The sequence below is a fragment of the Thermodesulfobacteriota bacterium genome, assembly GCA_035559815.1.
Classification (GTDB): domain Bacteria; phylum Desulfobacterota_D; class UBA1144; order Nemesobacterales; family CSP1-2; genus DATMAT01.
Window position 1 is genome coordinate 1 of sequence record DATMAT010000073.1, and the last position, 21,442, is coordinate 21,442.

The following is a 21,442-nucleotide window of genomic DNA, read 5'->3' on the forward strand; positions in this document are numbered from 1 at the left end:
TTCTTTCCGCCTTTAAGCTTTTTTCTTCGGGGATATAACCGTTATAAGATTTTTCCCTTCAAATTTTGGCGGGGAGTCGATTGCTCCCACGTCGGATATCCTTGCTAATATCTTGTCGGCTAGCCCCTTGCCCAGTTCAGAATGGGTAATTTCCCGGCCTCTGAAGAATATCCTAATTTTGACCTTATCCCCGTCCTGTAAAAACTCCCTTATATGGTTGACCTTGACATCGAGATCATGCTCTCCTATATTGGGACGAAACTTTACTTCTTTCACCAACTGTACTTTTTGTCTCTTGGCTCCGGCCTGTTTTTTGAGCTCATATTTGTATTTGCCGAAATCCATAAGCCGGCAGACAGGCGGGTTGGCGTTAGGTGCGACCTCGACCAGGTCAACGCCCTGCTCCTCTGCCATTTTCAGCGCTTCGTGTACCGGTAGTATGCCTACCTGCTTGCCGTCTGCCGCTACCACTCTAACCTCTCTTGCCTTTATTCTTTGGTTTACTCGAACTTCCGGTTCCTTAGCTATGACTCTTCCACCTGTCCTTTATCTTTGATTTCCGATTCCTCTTTCCACCTGTAGGGATCGTTTTCTTTTTCGACCAGGCTCAAGAATTCCTCAACCGACATAGAAGGGAGGTTCTTCCCGCCTAGCCTCCTGGGTGCGACCGTTTGTGTCTCCCCTTCCTTATTGCCTATGACCAGGAGGTAAGGAATCTTCTCAAGCTGGGCTTCTCTTACTTTAAGCCCCAGTTTCTCGTTTCGAAAATCTTTTTCCACCCTAATCATATTCTTTTTTAGGGCTTCGCACACGGTTTCCGCATACTGAACCTGCTCCTCGCCGATAGTGGCCACACGAACCTGGACCGGGCTAAGCCAGAGCGGAAATGCCCCTCCGTAATGCTCGATCAGAATTCCGAAAAACCTCTCGAACGACCCGAAGATGGCCCGATGTATCATTATCGGTGTATGGCGTCTGTTGTCGTCTCCCACGAAGCTCATTTCAAATCTTTGGGGAAGGTTAAAATCTACCTGAACCGTAGAACACTGCCAAGCTCTCCCCAAGACGTCTTTTATTTTGAGGTCGATCTTGGGTCCGTAGAAGGCGCCCCCGCCCTCGTCCACCTGGTAGTCGAGCCCTTTGGCCTTAATGGCGTTTTGTAGTGCCTCTGTGGCCTTATCCCAGTTCTCTACGTTGCCCACGAATTTCTCCGGACGGGTAGAGAGATAAACCTCATAGTCTTCAAAACCGAATGTTTTGAGAAAAAAAACGGTTAAATCGAGCACCTTACGAACCTCTTCCTCGGTCTGGTCGGGACGGCAAAATATATGTGCGTCATCCTGGGAAAACCCTCTTACCCTTAAGAGTCCGTGCAGGACACCCGATCGCTCATAGCGGTAGACCGTTCCGATTTCCGCCCAGAGAAGCGGCAGGTCCCGGTAACTCCTGATTCTCGACTTGTAGATCATGATGTGAAAGGGGCAGGTCATCGGTTTAATCTGGTATTGGGAGTTTTCTACTTCCATTGGGGAATACATGTTCTCATGGTAGAAGTCGAGGTGCCCGCTGGTGCGCCACAGGTCGAGTTTAGCTAAATGAGGTGTGAAAAGAATGTCATAACCTCGGCTCTCATGCTCCTTTCGCCAGAAATCCTCGATGATGCGCCTTATCCTGGCCCCCTTGGGGTGCCAGAGCACCAAACCCGGCCCGATTTCTTCCTGAATACTGAAGAGGTCTAATTCTTTGCCCAATCTTCTATGGTCCCGTTTTTTGGCTTCTTCCAGTTTCTTTAGGTAGTCTTCCAAGTCTTTTTTGTTGGTAAAAGCTGTTCCGTAGATTCTCTGAAGCATGGGGTTTCTCTCGTCACCCCGCCAATACGCTCCGGCAATGCTCAGGAGCTTAAAGGCTTTTACAAAACCGGTTGAAGGGGCATGAGGTCCTCTGCAGAGGTCATACCATTTGCCCTGCTCATAAATGGTTATTTGCTCGTCAGGAGGCAGGTCGTTAATGATCTCAACCTTATACCTCTCTCCGTCTTGCTCGAAGGTCTTTAGTGCCTCTTTCCTGGACACCTTTTTCCTGATTAGAGGTTTGTTTTCTTCAGCGATCTCCTTCATCCTGGACTCGATCTTCTCTAAATCCTCCGGGACGAACCCGCGGGGGAAATCAAAGTCGTAGTAGAAACCGTTCTCGATTACCGGGCCGATTGTGACCTTGGCCTCCGGGAAAAGGTCCTGGACTGCCTCCGCCATTACGTGAGCAGCCGTATGTCTTATAAGGTCGAGCCCTGACGGCGAATTTGAGGAGACCGGCTCGACCGTGGCATCAGATTCTACCTCGAACCAGAAGTCCGCCAGCTTGCCGTCAACCTTGGCCCCGATTACGCTGTCCTCGATTCCAACTGACCGGAATATTTCCCCGATAGAAGTGCCCTTAGGAAAGGTTTTCTCTATTCCGTCCGGGAGTTTTATTCGTACCTCGCTCATGTCTTTTGATGATGCAGGATAGAGGATTCATGATGCAAGATGATTGTTTAAATAAATCCTGCATACTGCATCTATGTCAATTAGCTCCACTGATGTTCTATGGTCCACTGTCCACAATTATCTAGTGGCTGAGTTTCTTTACATGGTGAGCGCGGCAGGATTTGAACCTGCGACCTCTTGCGCGTCAAGCAAGCGCTCTCCCCCTGAGCTACGCGCTCTAGACATGGTAAACCTTTATTCTACTTAGATAAAATGGAGGCTGTCAAGAAGAAGGTTACGCCGGTTACGCCGAGGCCTAAGCTGATTCCGTGCGTATATCTATAGAGTCATAAAATCTTGTGTCTTTATATGCTGCTTCCAGGATGGCCGTCTTAGTTACCCATAAAACAAACGGTAAACCCATTCTGTAGGGGCGACCGGGCCGGTCGCCCCTACGAAATACTATATGTTATTTTAATAAACGTTTCCTTCGCTTATAATAGTTCGGGTTTCTGTTCGGTCATAATACAGGAACGGATAAGGAGATCTGGATGGAACGAGAGAAAGTGGTCATGACTACGGAATTTCCGGGGTTGCCACCGCCAAGAAGGGGTAAGGTAAGGGACATATACGACCTGGGGGACAAGCTTCTGATTGTGGCTACCGACCGTATATCCGCCTTTGATGTGGTTTTGCCGGACGGAATTCCGGAGAAAGGGAAGGTGCTCAACCAGATCTCGAAGTACTGGTTTGAGAAAACGAGGAACATAATAGCAAATCACCTCATTTCTACTGAAATCGACGACTATCCGAGGGCGTTTCGTAAGCATAGGGACGTACTCGAAGGAAGAAGCATGCTGGTAAAGAAAACCAAACCGCTTCCGGTGGAATGCATAGTAAGAGGCTACATCTCCGGCTCCGGGTGGAAGGATTATCAGAAAACCGGGGCCATTTGCGGGATTCACTTGCCTCATGGTCTTTTGGAATCATCCAAGCTGGAGAGCCCCATCTTTACCCCCTCGACCAAGGCCGAAGAGGGCACACACGATGAAAACATTCCATTTGAAAGAACGGTCGAGATTCTGGGCGGGGATTTAGCGGCACGGGTAAAAACGACCAGTATTGCTATTTACTTAATGGCGCGTGATATTGCGGAGGGAAAGGGTATCATCATTGCAGATACAAAATTTGAATTTGGCGTCGAAGAAGAATCAGGTCAATTGATCCTGATCGATGAGCTTCTCACGCCTGATTCTTCAAGGTTTTGGCCAAAGGATGAATACCGGCCCGGCGGGCCGCAAAAGAGCTTTGATAAGCAATTCGTGAGGGATTATCTGGAGTCTATAAACTGGGATAAGAAACCCCCAGCTCCCCGGCTGCCTGCGGAGATTGTGGAGAAAACATCCGAAAAATACTTAGAGGCCCTTAGAAGACTCACAAGGGATTGATATTAATTACACAAAGCAGAATCTACAGGTTGTAAAAAGGCTGGAGCAGGTATGTAGTGAGATTAAAAACCGTTCATCTTGAGCTTGTCGAAAGATGTCAGAATGATTATTGATACTTCCTCAGGACAGGCTTCGACGATGCTCAGGGTTCAGTATGAACGGGCATTTTTATTCCTCTTTACCAGCGGATGTAAATCCGCTCATACTGTCGAAGTATGAATTTAGAACGTAAGGAGTTCGCCCTTCGACTGGGCTCAGGACGAACGGGATTATTGACAAGCTTACCACTCAGAACTAAGGAGGTATCGTTGACTAAGTCATGGTATTCAGTATGAACGGATAGTATCTCTTGAAAATCTAAGATGGCGTCTTATTAAACGTTTATTTTATCCCGTATCATTTCTCGGTTATGGACGTTCTTTTCGATAAACTCGATGATTTTACCGGCGATATCGATGTTTGTAGCTTTCTCGATTCCTTCGAGGCCCGGAGACGAGTTGACTTCCATTATCAGCGGCCCCCGTGCTGATTGAAGCATATCCACACCGGCGATATTGAGCCCTAAAACCTTTGCCGCATTGATGGCGGTTGTTTCTTCTTCTTTACTTAGTTTAATTTCATTCGCGCTGCCGCCGCGATGTATGTTAGAGCGAAATTCGCCTTTAGCCCCTTGCCTTTTCATCGCGCCTATTACCTCGCCGCCGACCACAAAGGCTCTAATGTCCGCTCCTTTTGACTCTTTTATGTATTCCTGAATGAGCATGTTTGCATCCACGCCGTAAAAAGCCTCTATGACCGATTGGGCCGCTTTCTTGGTTTCGGCAAGAACTACGCCGATTCCCTGTGTCCCTTGCAATAGTTTTATAACTAAAGGTGCTCCACCCACCTCCTCTATGAGATGGTTGATGTCGGAAGGGCTTGAGGCGAAAGCCGTCACCGGGATGCCGATACGTTCACGAGAAAGAATTTGTGTGGTTCTTAGCTTGTCCCGCGACCTGGTGATAGCCTGTGATTCATTGGCACAAAATACGTTCATCATCTCGAATTGCCTGACCACGGCGGTTCCGTAAAAGGTCCTGGAGGCGCCAATTCTGGGGATTACGGCATCGATTCCGGTCAGCTTCGTGCCTTGATAATATATCTCCGGATTACCCTTTTCTATGACGAAGTAGCATTTTAAGAAATCAATAATCTCTGCCTCGTGCCCCTTTCCCCTCGCCGCCTCGATTAACCTTCTGGTGGAGTAAAGCTTTCCATTTCGCGAGAGCACCGCAATCTTCATGTTTTCCCCCTCCTTAGTTTCTCTTTGTATGATAAATTGGCCTCGGCCACGTCTACTATAAAACGGTTGCTTAGTAATTTTCTACCGAGAAGTAACGGATATTCCATCCTAGACCGGTCGGTTAAAGATAGCTCTATATCGAAGACCTGACCAAACAATAAAATTTGAGTCTTGATTATGTACCTTTCTTCGGCCTGTCCGGATGAGTTTTTGATCCTTCTTTTTGCGTGAACTGGCAAGGTAATCCTTTTGTTGCCCTTGGAAGGATGAGTAGGGTCAAACAGATTAAACCTGATTTTTTTTACCCCGTCCTTTTCTATGACCTTTATGTTACGACAATGGATGGAGGATGTATAGGCGCCGGTATCTATCTTGGCATCGACGTCGTATAGAGAGAGTTCTGGAAGGTCAATCTTGTCTCTTCTTCCGATCACTATCTTGTTAGAGTTTTTTCCTTTCATTATTCTCATGTTTCCGGTGGTAGCATGAGCTTTAGGTAGAAGAGGGTAGCATATATAGAGAACTAAGTTAAATTAAACAGTAGTCTGCCTGAAGGAATTAACCACCGGCCGTTTAATACCCGGTGCGAGGTTTGGTGGATTATTGGGTCATTGTGTCTTCCTTTTTTCGTGGCCGCCCCCTCTCAAAATCCGGAAAGAGTGAAGCACCCAGGGAAATAATGCATCCATGGATTCGGCAACCCCTCTCGAACTTCCGGGAAGGTTTATAATCATAGTCTTTCCTCTTATACCGGAGACACCCCTAGAAAGCATGGCGTGGGGGGTTCTCTTAAACCCATATATCCTCCCGGCCTCGGAGATCCCCGGGACCTCCCTTTCTATAACCTCTTTAGTAGCCTCGACTGTCACATCCCTCGGACTGAGCCCGGTACCGCCAGTCGTTAAAATTAGGTCGACCCCCTCTACATCCGAAAGCCTTATCAGCTCTCTTTTTATGGTCTCAAAGTCATCGGGCCAAATTCTATATTCCACGACTTCCACCGGCTCTTTCTCTAGCTTTTCGATTATGGTTTTTCCGGACTTGTCTTCCTTTTTCCCCTGAGAAACACTGTCCGAAAGGACGAGCACGGCGGTCTTGAGCGGGGTCCTGAAATTTTCTTTCCAGTCGTTTTTTCCGCCGCGTTTTTCTATAAGTTTTACCGAGACGATCTCTAGTGAATAGTCTATAGGCTTTAGCATGTCGTATACGGTCAGGGCGGCGATTGTAGCCGCGGTGAGAGCTTCCATCTCCACTCCGGTTCTCCAAAGGGCCTTTGCTTGAGCCCTGACCAGTATCATCCCCTCCAGGATTTCGAAATCTACCGATACCCAATCCAAGGGAACCTGATGACAATAAGGAATCAGCTCCGAGGTCCTCTTGGCCGCCAGAATGCCGGCGGCACGGGCTATATCCAGCACGTCTCCCTTGGGCACTCTCCCGGCTTTGACCGTATTTATGGTATCTTCTTCGACCTTTATATGGGCCTCAGCGGTTGCTACCCTTAGTGTATCCAGTTTCTCGCCAACGTCCTTCATCTTGGGTGTTCTCCTTAGCTTTTTCTTTACCATTCAATTTTACTCGGAGAATGAGGCTTAAAGTAGGGGCAGCCGATGGACGTGCCCAAATCGTTCGATTTCGTAGAAGGGGAGGTGTTTGCATCTATCCGGCGCTACGGTTAAAATTTCATTAAAGTCCAGTTAAGAAGATAGATAAATCCTGTCTTTTTGCTTGTTTTTTGGTATACTGGATTTAGACAAACTCGATGACGCCTGAACGCTCTACTGTACCCGAGAGTAAAATTGTGAAGGGGGCTTTCGCTGTATTAATTTTCACCATTTTTATATAAAGAGAGAATGAGTATCTCCTTAATATATTTCCTTTCTCTTTTAAACTTCCAAACGAATAGAAATCTATTGTTGAAAAAATAAGCGACCAGGAGGGGTTATACATATAAATGCAGGAGACCACAGGAGCAGGGAACGGAGTAACCAGGGAACTCAACTTCGAGGATAACGGGGTGCTCAAACAGCTTTATGGAGAGCACAACGAGAACCTTAAAGAAATAGAGAGCCTGTTTAAAGTCAAAATCTATTCCCGGGGTGGAAAGCTGAGCGTCATGGGTGAGACGGAAGAGGTCGAGTCAGCGCAAAGGTTTCTGAGCGAGATTTATCGCCTCATATCGAAAGGGTATTCCCTCGACCCGGGGGACATCGAACTCGCTGCTGGTATAGTCAACGAGGATAAAATCCCACTCGAAGACATATTCCTGGACACGGTTTGTATCTCGACCAGAAAGAGGGTAATCGCTCCAAAGAGCTTGGCCCAGAAACTATACGTAGAGGCCATTCGCAAGCACGACATAACCTTCAGCATAGGTCCGGCCGGAACCGGAAAAACCTACCTGGCGATGGCTATGGCCGTCTCCGCATTCATAGCCCGTGAAGTCAACAGAATAATTCTCACTAGACCGGCAGTGGAGGCCGGAGAAAAGCTGGGATTTTTGCCCGGAGACCTGTATCAGAAGGTCGATCCTTACTTGAGACCGCTTTTTGACGCCCTTTATGATATGATGGACCTGGATAAAGCAACCAGGTTGATCGAGAAGGGAGCTATTGAAATAGCGCCGCTGGCATTCATGAGGGGAAGAACGCTTAACGACGCCTTTGTGATACTGGATGAGGCTCAAAACACAACGGCCATGCAGATGAAGATGTTTCTAACCCGCCTGGGGTTTAGCTCGAAGGCGGTAATCACCGGAGATGCTACCCAGGTTGACCTGGGTAAGAATGAAAAATCGGGCCTTCTGGAGGCCGAGTCGCTCCTCAAAGGGATTGATGGGATAGCCTTCGTATATTTCTCGAAAAGGGACGTGGTGAGGCATCCTCTGGTCAAACAGATCATCGAGGCTTACGAGACAAGACAAAAAGAGGTGTAATTCGTCCCACCCCTGCCTATTACCGTTTTGGAGGTTATTTTGTATGAGAGAAAGAACGTTCATAATTTTCTTCCTGGCCATCACTTCGGCTTTTTTTGGATGTTCCCATGAGTGGCAGAATCCAAATACTTCGTTACCCGCCAAAGAGGTAGACATAACAAGCATTTTGACAAATCCGATAGCGTACGACAGCGCCGGGGTGATAGTGGAAGGTAAGGTCTGGGATTTAAGACTGGATACGGTCAACGAGGGGGATGTGCAAATTCCGTACACCGGCTTTAAGCTAGCGGATGAGGATGGTAATTTTGTCAATGTATTCGCACTAGGAGACATTCCGGTGGCGGAGGGGGACCTGGTCAAGGTGTTGGGGGTATATAGAAGAGAATATAGTACCGAAGGTTATAAGTTTATTAACGAGATTGAAGCGAAGAGGGTGGAAAGCAAGGGTCCTTAATTAGCTAGAAGATGAGGTAAGCAGTAATTTTGCTAAAAAGCCACATCCTTGAGAAAAATCACCCTCTCTCTTGCCGCCCCGAGGGAAACGATCCAGATGGGAACTCCCGAGGTTTCTTCTATTCTTTCTAAGTAATGTCTTACTTCTTTGGGAAGGTCAGTCGCAGTCCTAACTGCGGATAAATCCTCTTTCCAGCCGTCCATTTCCTCATAAACGGGGGCGCAGTTTTTGAGCACCTCGGTGCTGGACGGGAACTCGGTCAGTAACTCGCCTTTGTATTTGTAGCCTACGCAGATTTTTAACCTATCAAAACCGGAAAGGACGTCGAGTTTGGTGATGGCCAACTCGGAAATTCCGTTTATCCTGGCCGAGTATCTAAGGCCTACCGCATCAAACCACCCGCACCTTCTCGGCCTTCCGGTGGTAGAGCCGTACTCGCCCCCGGCATCCCTTAACCTTACGCCTAATTCCCCGGGAATCTCAGATGGAAACGGTCCCTCTCCAACCCTTGTCGTATATGCTTTTGCCACTCCCAATATAAAATCTATTTTAGTTGGGTTCACACCGGTGCCTGTGCATGCTCCGCCCGACCCGGCGCTGGAGGAGGTTACATATGGATAGGTGCCGAAATCCACATCCAGGAGAGCACCCTGAGCACCCTCGAATAAAACGTTCTTGCCGTCGGAGATCATATCGTTAAGGAGCTTCGCTGTATCCGTAGCCAGTGGCCTCAACTCCTTTCCATAACCGCTGTATTCTTCATAAATTGCCTTAAAGTCCAGAGGATCTCTTTGTAAGACCTTGGTCAGATAAAGGTTTCTTTCCTCTAGCACGATTTGAAGTCTCGATGAAAAGTATTCCGGGTCTAGAAGGTCGGTGAGTTTTATTCCCCTCCTGGCTGCTTTATCCTCATAAACGGGGCCTATTCCCCTTCCGGTGGTTCCTATTCTGCCCGCTCCTAGCTTCTCCTCGCGCCCAAGGTCTATTGCTTTGTGATAGGGCATAATGAGATGGGCCCGGTCGCTTATCTTGAGATTATCCTGGTCTACCTTATACCCGGCCGCCCTTAGTTTTTCTATCTCTCCGAGTAGTACCTTTGGGTCGATGACCACTCCGTTTCCTATTACCGAAAGCTTTCCCTGGCGGAGAATACCCGAGGGGATGTGGTGAAGGATTACAGTTTCCTCCCCGACCACAATGGTATGGCCGGCATTGTTTCCGCCCTGGTATCTTGCTACTACGTCTACCCTCTCCGCAAGAAGGTCTACGATCCTGCCCTTTCCCTCATCTCCCCATTGAGCGCCGATAACAACTATATTAGGCAAAATCAGATGCCCCCTTTGAGAAGTTCTTCCAGGTTGGAAAATTCCTTACTGACGCCGCTCCTGGATTCTACGAGCTTAATCTTTTTGGGTGTCTCCAGGAAAATCACGCCGTAGGAATTTGAAGTGTGGTTTTCTTTTATCCTGAATTTGCGGAGATTGGAGTCGGCGTTGAGGTCGAGTACAACCTTGAAACCGCTTGACCTGAGCCACTCGGCTAGACGGATAGCCTCGCGTCTTAAGCTCAGCTTCCTGGGGATGACTACGAAATGAATCTGACTGTTCTCCAGATGGGTTCTGGTAACGCCGAGCACCGACTCTACATCCACGGCAAATCCGGTGGCCGCGGTGTCATACCCGTACTTGCCTATGAGCTCGTCGTATCTTCCGCCCCTCAAAAGAGGAGAGGAGGTATTAGCTGATAAAACCTCGAATGTAACTCCCGTATAATAGTTAAAGCCCCTTATCTCTCCGAGGTCTATATTAATTTCACAATTCAACTGAAATTCATCGACCACGCTGAGCACGTTCTCGAGTTCTGTTATGTATCTCTCCAAGCCCTTTATTTTTCCGGCCTTATGAAGTATATCTCTCCCTCCATATAGCTCGGAAAGGGCCAGAATCGTGTCTCTAATTCCACCGGGTACGGAGGCCTGCCCGGTTGCTTTGCTTAACTCCTCCTGGTCTTTTTTTTTAAGCGCCTCTTCTATATCCTTTCGGGCATTTCCGGTTTTGGCTAGCAGTGTCCGTAAGAGACCGTTGTGTCCGATGTCCAGCACCGTCTTTTTTATTCCTACCTTCCCCAGTGATTTCACGGAAAGTGCTATTATCTCGGCATCGGCCTCCGAATGAGAGGACCCTATCAGCTCGCATCCTACCTGGAAGACCTCTCTCTCTTTCCCGCTTCCCTTCTCCTCAAACCGGACTACCCGGCCGTTGTAGCAGAGCCTGAGCGGTTCGTTATAGTCCCTTAGCTGGGTGGCTACAATCCTTCCAACCTGGGGGGTTATATCCGGTCTTAGTGCTACTACGTCGCCTGTCGAGGGGTCGACAAACTTTAAAACCTTATCCCTCAGGTCATCGCCCAGCCCGACGGAGATGGTTTCCAAGAATTCAAAAAGAGGGGTTATTACGCTTCTATACCCCCAGCGATAAAACTCTTCCAGGAGAAGTTCTTCGACTTTTTTGATTTCTTCTGCCCTCTCCGGTGGGAAGTCTCTCACCCCTTGGGGCAGACTAAGACGATCAAACATTTAAAGCACAACCTGTGTGACTGATATTATGTTAGGAAGCTCCGATATCTCTCCGATAACCTCATCCGGAACCGGAGAATCCACGTTGATGAATGCTATAGCTCTACCCCCAATGCTCTCCCGTCCGAGGTGGAGACGGGCTATGTTTATTCCTCTTTTTCCGAGAAGTGTGCACATCGAGCCTATCACGCCGGGTTTATCGTAGTTCTCGCCGATGAGCAAATAACCCTGGGGAATAACGTCGAGGGAGAACCCGTTTACCCTGACAAATCGTGGCTCTTCGCGGCCAAATATGGTTCCGGCAACGTGCCTTTCGCCCTCGCTAGTCTTTACCTTTATCGAAATTAAACTGGTAAAATCCTCTGATTTTGAAGACTTGGATTCCACTACCCTTATTCCTCTTTCTCGAGCGATGATAGGGGCGTTTACGTAGCTTACCACTATATCCATTATCGGCGAAAGGAAACCCTTGAGGGCGGCTACGGTGAGCGGGGCAAGGTTGAAGTCGAAGACTTCGCCGCTATATTCGATGTGTATTTCCTCCACACCGCTACGGCAAAGTTGTCCTTGAAAGCTTCCCAGCTTCTCCGAGAGGGTAATGTAGGGTTTCAATATCTTGAGCAGTTCGAGGCTGATCGAGGGCATATTGACTGCGTTTCTCACCACTCCGTTCACAAAGAAGTCGACGATCTGCTCGGCAATGGCTACCGAAACCTTAGTCTGTGCTTCTTCCGTCGATGCGCCTAGATGCGGGGTTAAAACTACATTATTTTCGACGGTGAAAAGGGGGTTTTCCCTTTCCGGCGGCTCCTTCTCGTAGACATCCAGGGCTGCGCCCTCTACTGTTCCGACTTTTAATGCTTCATATAAGTCCTGCTCGTTGACGATCCCACCCCGGGCGCAGTTAATGATGATTACCCCTTTTTTCATGCGGGAGAAGGTTTCTTTAGAAATGAGGTTTTTAGTATCGGAGGTGAGAGGGGTATGAATGGTGATGATATCCGCCTTTTCCACCAGCTCTTCTAATGGCAATAGCTCCACCCCCAATTTTGCCGCAGCATCCGGTGTGAGAAATGGATCGTAGGCGATGACCTTCATTTTAAGACCGATGGCCCTCTCGGCAACGAGCCTTCCGATATTTCCAAGCCCGATAACCCCGAGGGTTTTCCCAAAAATCTCCCTCCCCTTGAATTTTTCCCTCTCCCAGAGCCCGGATTTTAATGAAAGATGCGCCTGGGGGATTCTTCTGGCGAGGGAAAGCATGAGCGCTATCGTATGCTCTGCCGTGGTTACGGCGTTTGCCTCCGGCGTGTTCATCACCACTATCCCTTTTCTGGTGGCCGCCTCTACATCCACGTTATCGACACCGATTCCGGCGCGGCCTATCACCTTCAACCTGTCCCCGGCGGCTTCGATTATGTCAGAAGTAACTTTAGTGCCACTCCTGACCACCAGGGCGTCGTAATCCTTGATAATCTCTTTGATTTCTTCCTTGGATAGCCCCTTTTTGGTGACCACTTCCAATTCCGGTTGGGATCTGAGGAGGTTTAACCCTTCTTCAGACAGACCGTCAGTAATTAATACCCTCAATTCTTTCCTCCGAGAGAAAAACAGGGATGGAATGGAATAAAAATATATTTGAGTCGTAGGTTGTTGTCAATTAGAGCGGTTAGGCATAGGCACGACTTTAGTGTTGGGTGTCCCTTTTCCCTGATTAGCTTGTTTCTGAGGGTTTAATCAGGCAATTGGCTAATTAGGCTTGTTGTAAGGAATGCATATCCTTCGACCGAGTTTATCTTGAGAAGTCGAATGGCTCAGGACAGGCATGCATTCCTAAGGTTGCCCTGTTCAATTTATTCATTAGGGACGACCCGTCGGGTCGCCCCTATCCTCTTCTGAACAGTTGAGCCAAGGCCGGAGAATGTTCATCTAATTGAGAATGAAAGTAGATTTGGTTAACCTTAAGCCTAACCATGAATGAAGAAGTAAAAATGACGTTTATCGAGCATATAGAGGAGTTGAGAAAACGGCTCCTCTGGTCCATTCTGGCCGTGGTTATCGCCTTCATTCCTACCTACTCCTTTTCCGAGAGGCTGTTCGATATCCTCATGCAGCCCATAATCAGAAACCTCCCGGAGGGAAGCACACTAATATTCACCAGGCCGGCGGAGGGGTTTACCACTTATCTAAAGGTTTCCCTGTTTGCGGCGCTGGTTTTAGCTTTTCCGTTTATCCTTTATCAAGCCTGGAAATTTGTAGCCCCGGCACTTTACAAGCATGAAAAGCAGATAGTGATACCTTTTATCTTCTTCGGAACTGTATTCTTTGCACTGGGCGCAGCATTTTGTTATTTCGTTGCCTCACCACCGGCTTTCAAGTTTTTACTTTCCGAGTACTCATCGGAGTATGTGAAGGCCCTTCCTACCATAGGCGATGCCCTTTCCTTTTTCATGGCTCTTATATTTGGGTTCGGTCTGGTATTTGAGTTTCCCCTGGTGGTATTCGTGCTCGCCCGGTTGGGAATAGTGGATTCCCAGATGCTTAGGAGCAAGAGAAGATACGCAATACTCGTATGTGCTATGGCAGCAGCAATAATTACCCCCACCACCGACGTACTTTCCATGATGTTCATGCTCGTACCTCTTCTCATATTCTACGAGGTAGGAATACTGGTGGCATGGGCATTCGGAAAGAAGAGGAAGATCGCAGCCACAGAGGCGGATACCACCGTTTGATGCGTAAATACGGGTTATTTAACCACAACGACACCACAGCGCTAAGAAAGAATATGAGCTTAAAGAGTAGAATCTAGAGTCGAAAGTCAAAAGAAGGGTTTCTTTACTATGACTTTATGTCGTCTCGACTTTGATCAGTACAAGAGTTGGTGTCTTCACGGCAAAAAGGGACAAACACATCCGCAAGGCCCGGAAAGTAAACGTCTTTACTAGGGGATAGACAATACTCTACTTCATAAAACTGTGGTTTTAATCATTCCTCTTCCATTTCTATCCTCAGCCTGGGGTTAAATCCGTGTAAGAGTATTTTTAATTTTTTTTGTAGTTCTTCCGGATTTCCTTTATTGAAGAAAAAAGAGCCGTCATGGAATTTTTTAAGCTGTCTAAAAATCTCGTTAAATTCCTTTGGTCTCTCGGTTGTCCTTTCGTAGCACATATCCTCCCACCATCTTCTCAGTTCTTCTCTGCTCATATTTTCCACGATGATTCGGAATGGCGTATTTAATTCCTGCTCCTTTTCCTTCGTTAATTTTCTTTTTTCTCTCTTTCTGGCGGGCATGTAATGCTCTTCATTAGTTCTCCTTTCCGTCCCCATCGAACCCATCTTTGTGAGTATTATCTCCTTGCGCTTTTCGAGTTCTTCTATTTCCTCTTCCAAGGCACTTATCTCGGAGCTTCCAATACTATGAATCATCTGAAACCCGGAATAAGCAACTTCCCCGTGCTCGGATATATCTAATCCTTCAAGCTCCTTTTCTATCGATACTCTGAGTCCCATCAGGGCCTTGAGGATGGAAAGTATTATTAAGGTGCCAAAGAAGGCAAAAGCCCAAGTGGCTAAAACGGCAATAGCTTGTATTTTAAGCTGACTGGGGTTTCCAAAAAAAAGCCCATCGGCCCCTGCTGCGTTAATGGCCTTCGAGGCAAATAGTCCGGTTGCCAGTGCCCCCCAGGTTCCACCCACCCCATGCACACCGACTACATCCAGTGAGTCGTCGTAGCCCAGCTTGGTCTTCAGGTTGCACGCGGCAGAGCAGAAAATACCTGCACCAAGTCCTATGGCTATGGCAGAGATTGGCCCAACAAACCCCGAAGCCGGCGTGATTGCGACCAGTCCGGCTACCGCTCCGCTGGCAGTGCCCAAGACCGTGGGTTTACCCCTGAATGTCCAGTCCATAAGTGTCCATGAAAGCGCTGCCGCTGCTGTGGCCATATGAGTGGCTACAAAGGCGCTTGTGGCCAGTGCGCCTGACGTCAAGGCACTCCCGGCATTAAACCCAAACCAGCCAACCCAGAGCAGGGCGGCTCCTATGATGCTCAAAGGAAGATTGTGCGGGGGCATAGCTTCCCGCCCATAGCCTATCCGCTTTCCGAAAATGAGGGCAGCGGCAAGAGCGGATACGCCGGAGTTAACGTGAACAACCGTCCCCCCGGCGAAATCCAGGGCTCCCATTTTTCTAAGCCAACCGTTTACTCCCCATACCCAGTGAGCTAGAGGGTCATAGATAAGAGTTGACCAGATAAGAATGAATATTATGAATGTGCTAAACTTTGCTCGCTCGGCAAAGGCACCGGTGATGAGGGCCGCAGTGATGATAGCAAACATCAATTGAAAGACCATATAGGCTTGGTGTGGAATCGTGGCAGCATAATCGGGATAGGGGTCAAGGCCCACTCCCTTCAAGGCAAACCAATCTAGATTCCCGATGATTCCCCACTTATCTGGCCCGAAGGCTAGGCTGTAGCCAATGAGCGCCCATTGAATGCTGACAAGGCCAACGATGATAAAGCTCTGCATGATCGTTCCGAGCGCGTTTTTTGCCCGAACAAGACCACCGTAAAAGAGAAAGAGACCAGGGATGGTCATCAACAACACCAGGGCCGAGCATGTAAGAATCCAAGCGGTGTCGCCTGTGTCAATATTGGATTGTGGATGGGTCTGAGCTAAAGATGGACTGGTAGTTAATAGAGATAAGAATATGGTTATAATTAAAACCGAAGCGGTTAATATTCCTTTTACCCCATCCTAATATCCCTCACCCCGCCTATTTATAGCACTATTTTATCATTTGCGTTATCAAAAATGAAGGGGATAAATACAATCGAAAATTTACCGAGGGCTTGGTATAATAGTTATCAGGTGTATTAGAAGTCAGGGGTGAGGTTTGCTGGGTGAGGATAAATACAACACTTACCACAGCTAAAAAACTAATAGGCTTTGGGGTCATATCATTATACGAAGATTGGTTAAAACAACCTCCAAATCCTGGAAATAAACCTAATAAGGCGTCCACAGCGCATACGAATCTGATTTTGTTCATTCCGATTTCAGTATCCCCATTTGTCCCAAACGGGTAGCACATTCTCGGTGATTTTCATTCGTAAAGACGAGTTTTGTATTCGCTATTCATTTTATCTGTTTCCCATATGAGCGGTAAGTGAGAGGTTGAATGGAAACTTCGTTGGTATGCCCGGCAATAATTTTAGAGGGAGGGATAAAAAAATGATAACCGCGCTTATTGTTGTAGTTTTGATTGTAGGATTTATCGCTGCTGCTCTTGCCATCAGGTTTTACGTCAAGACTCCGCCCAATATGGCCCTTATTCGAACTGGACTCGGGGGGAGGCGTGTTGTTATAGATGGCGGCGTGTTGGTTTTTCCAGTAGTCCAGAATATAAAATGGATTTCACTCGAGACCGTGAAGTTAAAGGTATGGAGAGTGAATAAGGATGGACTAATCACAAAAGATAGGTTTCGAGTGGATGTAGGTGCGGAATTTTACATGAAGGTCGAACCGAGGACGGAGGATATTGAGACCGCATCTAGGAGCTTGGGAGACCGTTCCTTGAATGCGGAAAGTCTCAAGTTGCTCTTGGAAGAGAAGCTGGTTTCGGCTCTTAGAGCGGTTTCTGCGGAGAAGAATCTTGTCGAACTTCACGAGAGCAGAATTGGATTTGCCAGAGAAGTAAAGGAATCTCTTAAAGACACACTCCTTTCGAACGGGCTAACGATCGAAGATGTCTCCATATTTCACCTAGACCAGACAAAGAAAGACCAACTCGACCCCAATAACATATTCGATGCAGAAGGGCTTAAGCAAATCACCGCTCAGACCTCCCAGCGTATGAAAGAGCGCAACGAAATCGAGAAGAACACCGAGGTAGCCATAAAACAGAAGGATGTCGAAGCAATAAAGCTAAAGCTAAAACTGGACCAAGAGAGGGAGTTTGCCTCCTCCGAGCAAATGAAGGAAGTAGAGAACTACAGGACTCTAAAGCGCTCTGAGGCGGAGCAGTTTAAATTCAAGCAGGAGATGTCCGTCAGAGAGGCGGAAATTAGCAAAGATAGGATGATAAGAGAAACGGAGATCGAGAAGGAGAAGTTCTTAATCCACAAAATGCAGGAGAAAGAAAGAGCGGAAATCGATAATGAGCTCGCCATCGAAATTGCCAGGCTTGTCCGAGACATAGGGATTATTCAAAAAGAGAGAGAAAAGGTAGAAGAAGAAAGGGCAAGGCTCGAGTCGGAAGCAGCAAAAAAGCGTTCTATACAGAATGTGCTTACTGTGGAGAGAAAAGCGGAAGTGGAAAGAGAAAGAGAAATTGCCAATATTCACCATACGAAGGAGTTAGAAATAGCTGAACTCAGAGCCAAAGCAATGGAGAGACTTGCTGAAGCCAAGCTTAGAGAGGGGGAACTCGAAGCTCAGGTAAAATACAAGATGAGAGAAGCAGAGAATGTTCTAGATACGAAATTTATACTAAAGGATGTAATTGAGGAATTTATCAAGAATGCGCCGGCAATATGTAGGGAACTCATGGAACCGGCCAGGAACATAGAAAGCATTCGGGTTCTTAATATCAATGGACCGGGCTTGGGGGGCGTGGCTGCTACAGGTGGTGGAGACGGCGATACGGTAAGCAAAGTAATAGGCGCTGTGATTAGCACAGGTGCTATTTTGCCACTTCTTAATGAGTTAATGAGGTTTTACAAAATAGATGGAGATGAAATAGTAAAAAAGGTTATAGAAAAAGTACCCGACCTAAAGGAGGTAATAAAAATAAAGAGCGCCGAAGAAACACATTCGTGACCGATTGCCGAGTTCTTACCCCTAATCTTTTACGGTGAACGGGGGGACAATGAAGTTGCAACGCATCAGCTACTGAGTAGCATTTAAGAAGTTTTTCTGTCCCGAATCGTCACGGATGAAGAGAAACCGATGCAAGATGCAGGATAAAAAATATATCGTGTATCATGTATCATGCATCGTGTATTGTTTCATTCTTGTAAATTGGTGCCAATTTGCGTTAAAGATAGAGGAGGGAAATTTCTGTGCAAAGAAAGGGTCTTATTTCTTCAAGATACGTGGGTGATTTCAAGGAAGGAGATATTTATCATCACGGCGCTATTCAAATCACCCCGATGAGGAATAAAGAATATATAAACAAATTTAAGGACGGATTGATTCTTGGTGCAAATTTTGAGCTGAGCTCACATCTTGGCTACCGGGACCCGGACTACAGGGAGAAGAAAGATAAATACGTGATCGAGGACTCGGCTCTGGTAAGTCAGGGATTCGTGTTTAATGCTGGGTTTGGTCTCAGCGTCCACGACATATCTTTCAACGCTATTGCCAACCTGTCTTACAGCGATTTGAGGTATGGCGTGCCGGTGTTCGAGTGGGACGTTTTATACGGAAGGTCGGAGGTTTTAGGAAGGGAGTTCAGGAAAGACGGGGCGACAAACGGGTCGGTGCAGGTGAAGACCACGATTCACAATCAAAGGGGAGAATGGGTGCTCGAATATGTGAGGCAGGTGCTGGTGCGGGCGGAGGGTGGAAAAACATACCCCAAAGAGAGCACCATAAAGCCCCAGCCCGGTAAGATCGATTTTAACAAAACGGTTCTTCCAAAAATTTATCATGATTTGCCCGAAGAGCTTCTGGGAGAGAATGGAAAAACATTCGAGGACTTTAAAGCAGGTGATGTTTTTCATGGTTTATTCGATGAGGCCGTTGACCTCGTGACCTTTAGCTGGCTTCAGATCGCCACGCTTAACGATGCCTCCGTGCATCATAACCCCTCATCGAATTTTATAGGCTATGGTGGAGCGGTAAAAGCCAGAGCGGAAGGGGAAGCAAGCGGTCATTTCCCTCTTGCTTATCACCTGGGGATGAACAGCGGCTCTCATGACGCCCCCACTTATCCTGGAGATATAGTGCAGTTGCTCTACGCCGGCGGAAAAGCTGGGGAGCATGAGAAGATAAGGGCACGAGTGGAGGTGCTGGATACAGCTACGGTACAGGAAAGGGACGATATCGGTATCGTGACAATAAAACTTATAGGAGAAAAATACGTAACCGACGGTGGTATGAAGGCATTGGAAGCGGCAAGGTTTGCCGGAATCGACCAGATATTTGAGGAGGGTGGAAATAGGTTTCTCAAAGTGCTTACACTGGAACAAGTGTTGGCCGTGCCCACAAGGGAGGCATTCAAATAATAAAGACAAGGCATGCCTCGCCCTAAAGCTTATTGGAATGTTGACAATTATTACTGTAGAAAATAAAGTACAAATGGCAATCCAAACACGACGTTTTTTCGTAGTGTCGTTGTGTTTAAATATATTTGTGTTCATTAGTGGCTAAAATTTCAAGAAGGGAAGATGACTATGGCGACCAAGACCGCAAGGATTAAAAAACCCAAGGACCTGAAATACACGATTCATCTGATAAGACGCCGTCCTTTCGATGTTAAATGGTACGAAAAGGAGGATAGAACCAAGTGGGTTCTGCCTCGTATACTCAGGGAACGTGCGGAAAAGCTCGGAGATAAACCATTTCTTCAATTTGGATACAATTCTCCGATTAGCTTTGCCCAGACTAACCTTCTGGCCAACAGAATCGCCAACGGACTCTTGAGGCTCGGTGTTAAAAAAGGGGAAAAGGTTTCTGTCTACATGCCCAATTCATCGGATTACGTAATCACCTGGTTCGGAATTTTGAAGATGGGCGGGATAATGGTTCCCATTAACACCGCTTACAAGATGGATTTCCTCCAGTACATCATAGACAGCTCTGACTCAAAGATACTTTTCATCGCCGAAGAATACCTCGATAGAATGCCTCCGATTGCGGACAGAATCCCTCAACTGGAAAAGGTGATTGTATGGACGCGAAGCGGAAGCGAGGACTTTGACCCGCAGGGTTTCACTTCAAGACCTATGATTCCGTTCGCTACGTTCATGAATGAGCATAAAGAAGACGAGCCTGATGTGACCGTAACCCATTTAGACCATGCCCGGCTCATGTACACATCCGGAACGACGGGAAGGTCGAAGGGTGTTATTAGGCCTTGTCAGGCGGATTATCAAACCGCGGGCAACTATGCACAGGTTATGGATATACATCCAAACGACGTGTGTTTTACCTGCCTACCTCTCTTTCATTCAAACGCCATGGTTCTAACCGTATATCCTGCTCTCCTCAGGGGTGCAAGGGCAGTTGTGGAGGAGAAATACAGCGCTAATCAATTCTGGAAATGGATGGTAGACCATAAGGTTACGAAATTTAATATGGTCGGCACGATGTCCTATTTCATGTGGAATACGCCGCCCGTGCCGGAGGAAAAGCAGCATAAAGTAAAGCTTGTTCTCGGCTCTCCTGCACCTCACGACATTATCGAGGAATTCATGGATAGGTTTAACATAAAGTTTATGGAAGGCTACGGTCTTACGGAGATAGGGCAGGTTACTTACATGCGTCCAGGCGAACCGTTCCGCGTGGGTTCTTGCGGTAAAGAAGCGCCCGGGTATGAAATCAAGATAGTCGACCCGGAGACAGACGAAGAGGTTCCGAGAGGGCAAGTTGGAGAAATAGTAGTCCGTCCGCGAATCCCGAACATAATGCTTCACTACTATCATAAGATGCCCGAGAAGACGGTGAGCGATTTCAGGAACTTCTGGTTTCATACCGGTGATGCCGGAAGGATGGACAAAGACGGCTACATATACTTTGTAGACAGGGTGAAGGATTATATTCGACGTAGGGGAGAGAACATTAGCTCCTTTGAGCTTGAAAGGATTGTAGGTTTGCATCCTGCCGTAGAGGAATCGGCTGCAATTGGAGTGAAAGCGGAAACGGGCCGTTACGCCGAGGATGAGGTTATGATTGTGGTGGTTAAAAAAGAAGGAATGGACGTAAAACCGGAAGAGCTTCTCAAATTCCTCGAACCCCGAATGCCACATTTCATGATCCCCCGCTTTATTCGTTTTATGAAGTCCCTGCCTAAAACCGGGACACAGAGGGTGCAGAAGAACAAACTGCGTGAAGAGGGCATAACCACTGATACCTGGGATAGGGAGAAGGCCGGGTATAAAGTAAAACGGTAGGATTTTAATTTACCTTTTTTGCTCATATCTGTCCAAAATAGGTTTTAAGGGAAGGGAGCTCCAACAGGTAGAATTGATTTATTTGCAACAACAAAACAACCACCTGAAGGAGGCATCCCGTGAACAAGTATAGCAGTATTTTTGGTCAAATGTTACGAATAA

The 21,442-nt window shown here is 47.3% G+C and carries 15 protein-coding genes, 1 tRNA gene and 1 pseudogene; 7 read left to right on the plus strand and 10 right to left on the minus strand.

The genetic code is table 11. From position 1 onward, the window contains the following. Positions 1-12: 12 nt before the first annotated feature. The 3 genes from infC to VNN20_16705 form a co-directional block, all read right to left on the minus strand. Positions 13-528 carry a translation initiation factor IF-3 gene (infC, locus tag VNN20_16695; GenBank protein HWP93829.1) on the minus strand — a complete coding sequence of 172 codons (516 nt, stop codon included), beginning with the start codon at positions 526-528 and terminating at the stop codon, positions 13-15. Further along, entirely contained in the window at positions 525-2,486 is a 1,962-nt protein-coding gene (gene thrS, locus VNN20_16700; GenBank protein HWP93830.1) for a threonine--tRNA ligase, read from the minus strand. Before thrS ends, infC begins: the two co-directional genes overlap by 4 nt. Before the next feature lie 143 nt (positions 2,487-2,629). Next, positions 2,630-2,704 (minus strand) — tRNA-Val (locus VNN20_16705). A gap of 312 nt (positions 2,705-3,016) precedes the next feature. Between VNN20_16705 and VNN20_16710 the strand changes: the two genes are divergently transcribed. Next, a complete protein-coding gene (locus tag VNN20_16710) occupies positions 3,017-3,913 on the plus strand; it encodes a phosphoribosylaminoimidazolesuccinocarboxamide synthase (protein HWP93831.1) in 897 nt (298 codons plus the stop codon). A 373-nt stretch (positions 3,914-4,286) separates the two neighbouring features. Here VNN20_16710 and rimK read toward each other — a convergent pair whose 3' ends face one another. The 3 genes from rimK to moaCB form a co-directional block, all read right to left on the minus strand. Beyond that, positions 4,287-5,195, minus strand: coding sequence for a 30S ribosomal protein S6--L-glutamate ligase (gene rimK / locus VNN20_16715; GenBank protein ID HWP93832.1), 909 nt, complete (start codon positions 5,193-5,195; stop codon positions 4,287-4,289). Next, positions 5,192-5,656 (minus strand): RimK/LysX family protein, encoded by a 465-nt coding sequence (locus tag VNN20_16720; protein HWP93833.1) that lies wholly within the window; start codon positions 5,654-5,656, stop codon positions 5,192-5,194. Before VNN20_16720 ends, rimK begins: the two co-directional genes overlap by 4 nt. Positions 5,657-5,803: 147 nt before the next feature. Beyond that, entirely contained in the window at positions 5,804-6,763 is a 960-nt protein-coding gene (gene moaCB, locus VNN20_16725) for a bifunctional molybdenum cofactor biosynthesis protein MoaC/MoaB (protein ID HWP93834.1), read from the minus strand. Positions 6,764-7,149: 386 nt separating this feature from the next. Between moaCB and VNN20_16730 the strand changes: the two genes are divergently transcribed. Together VNN20_16730 and VNN20_16735 are read left to right on the plus strand one after the other, a co-directional pair. Continuing rightward, positions 7,150-8,130: a PhoH family protein gene (locus VNN20_16730; GenBank protein ID HWP93835.1), complete on the plus strand. Its 981-nt coding sequence runs from the start codon at positions 7,150-7,152 to the stop codon at positions 8,128-8,130. A gap of 43 nt (positions 8,131-8,173) precedes the next feature. Then, positions 8,174-8,584 carry a hypothetical protein gene (locus VNN20_16735; protein HWP93836.1) on the plus strand — a complete coding sequence of 137 codons (411 nt, stop codon included), beginning with the start codon at positions 8,174-8,176 and terminating at the stop codon, positions 8,582-8,584. Between the two features lie 32 nt (positions 8,585-8,616). Here VNN20_16735 and VNN20_16740 read toward each other — a convergent pair whose 3' ends face one another. From VNN20_16740 to serA, 3 genes are read right to left on the minus strand one after another with little or no spacing between them, the layout of a single operon-like run. Then, a complete protein-coding gene (locus VNN20_16740; GenBank protein HWP93837.1) occupies positions 8,617-9,909 on the minus strand; it encodes an adenylosuccinate synthase in 1,293 nt (430 codons plus the stop codon). Between the two features lie 2 nt (positions 9,910-9,911). Then, on the minus strand, positions 9,912-11,159 hold the full coding sequence (gene hisZ, locus VNN20_16745; protein HWP93838.1) for an ATP phosphoribosyltransferase regulatory subunit: 1,248 nt from the start codon (positions 11,157-11,159) through the stop codon (positions 9,912-9,914). Continuing rightward, positions 11,160-12,749, minus strand: coding sequence for a phosphoglycerate dehydrogenase (gene serA / locus VNN20_16750; GenBank protein HWP93839.1), 1,590 nt, complete (start codon positions 12,747-12,749; stop codon positions 11,160-11,162). Positions 12,750-13,132: 383 nt separating this feature from the next. On the opposite strand from serA, the gene tatC reads away from it, so the two are divergent. Then, entirely contained in the window at positions 13,133-13,894 is a 762-nt protein-coding gene (tatC, locus tag VNN20_16755; protein ID HWP93840.1) for a twin-arginine translocase subunit TatC, read from the plus strand. Between the two features lie 703 nt (positions 13,895-14,597). On the opposite strand, the pseudogene VNN20_16760 reads toward tatC, so the two are convergent. Beyond that, positions 14,598-15,875: pseudogene (locus VNN20_16760) on the minus strand (ammonium transporter). Positions 15,876-16,397: 522 nt separating this feature from the next. On the opposite strand from VNN20_16760, the gene VNN20_16765 reads away from it, so the two are divergent. The 3 genes from VNN20_16765 to VNN20_16775 all read left to right on the plus strand — a co-directional run bounded on the left by VNN20_16765 (position 16,398) and on the right by VNN20_16775 (position 21,280). Beyond that, complete coding sequence (locus VNN20_16765; GenBank protein ID HWP93841.1) at positions 16,398-17,984, plus strand: flotillin domain-containing protein; 1,587 nt, start codon at positions 16,398-16,400, stop codon at positions 17,982-17,984. A gap of 242 nt (positions 17,985-18,226) precedes the next feature. Beyond that, on the plus strand, positions 18,227-19,393 hold the full coding sequence (locus tag VNN20_16770; protein ID HWP93842.1) for a hypothetical protein: 1,167 nt from the start codon (positions 18,227-18,229) through the stop codon (positions 19,391-19,393). 168 nt (positions 19,394-19,561) lie between these two features. Beyond that, positions 19,562-21,280 carry an AMP-binding protein gene (locus VNN20_16775; protein HWP93843.1) on the plus strand — a complete coding sequence of 573 codons (1,719 nt, stop codon included), beginning with the start codon at positions 19,562-19,564 and terminating at the stop codon, positions 21,278-21,280. Positions 21,281-21,442 lie beyond the last annotated feature (162 nt).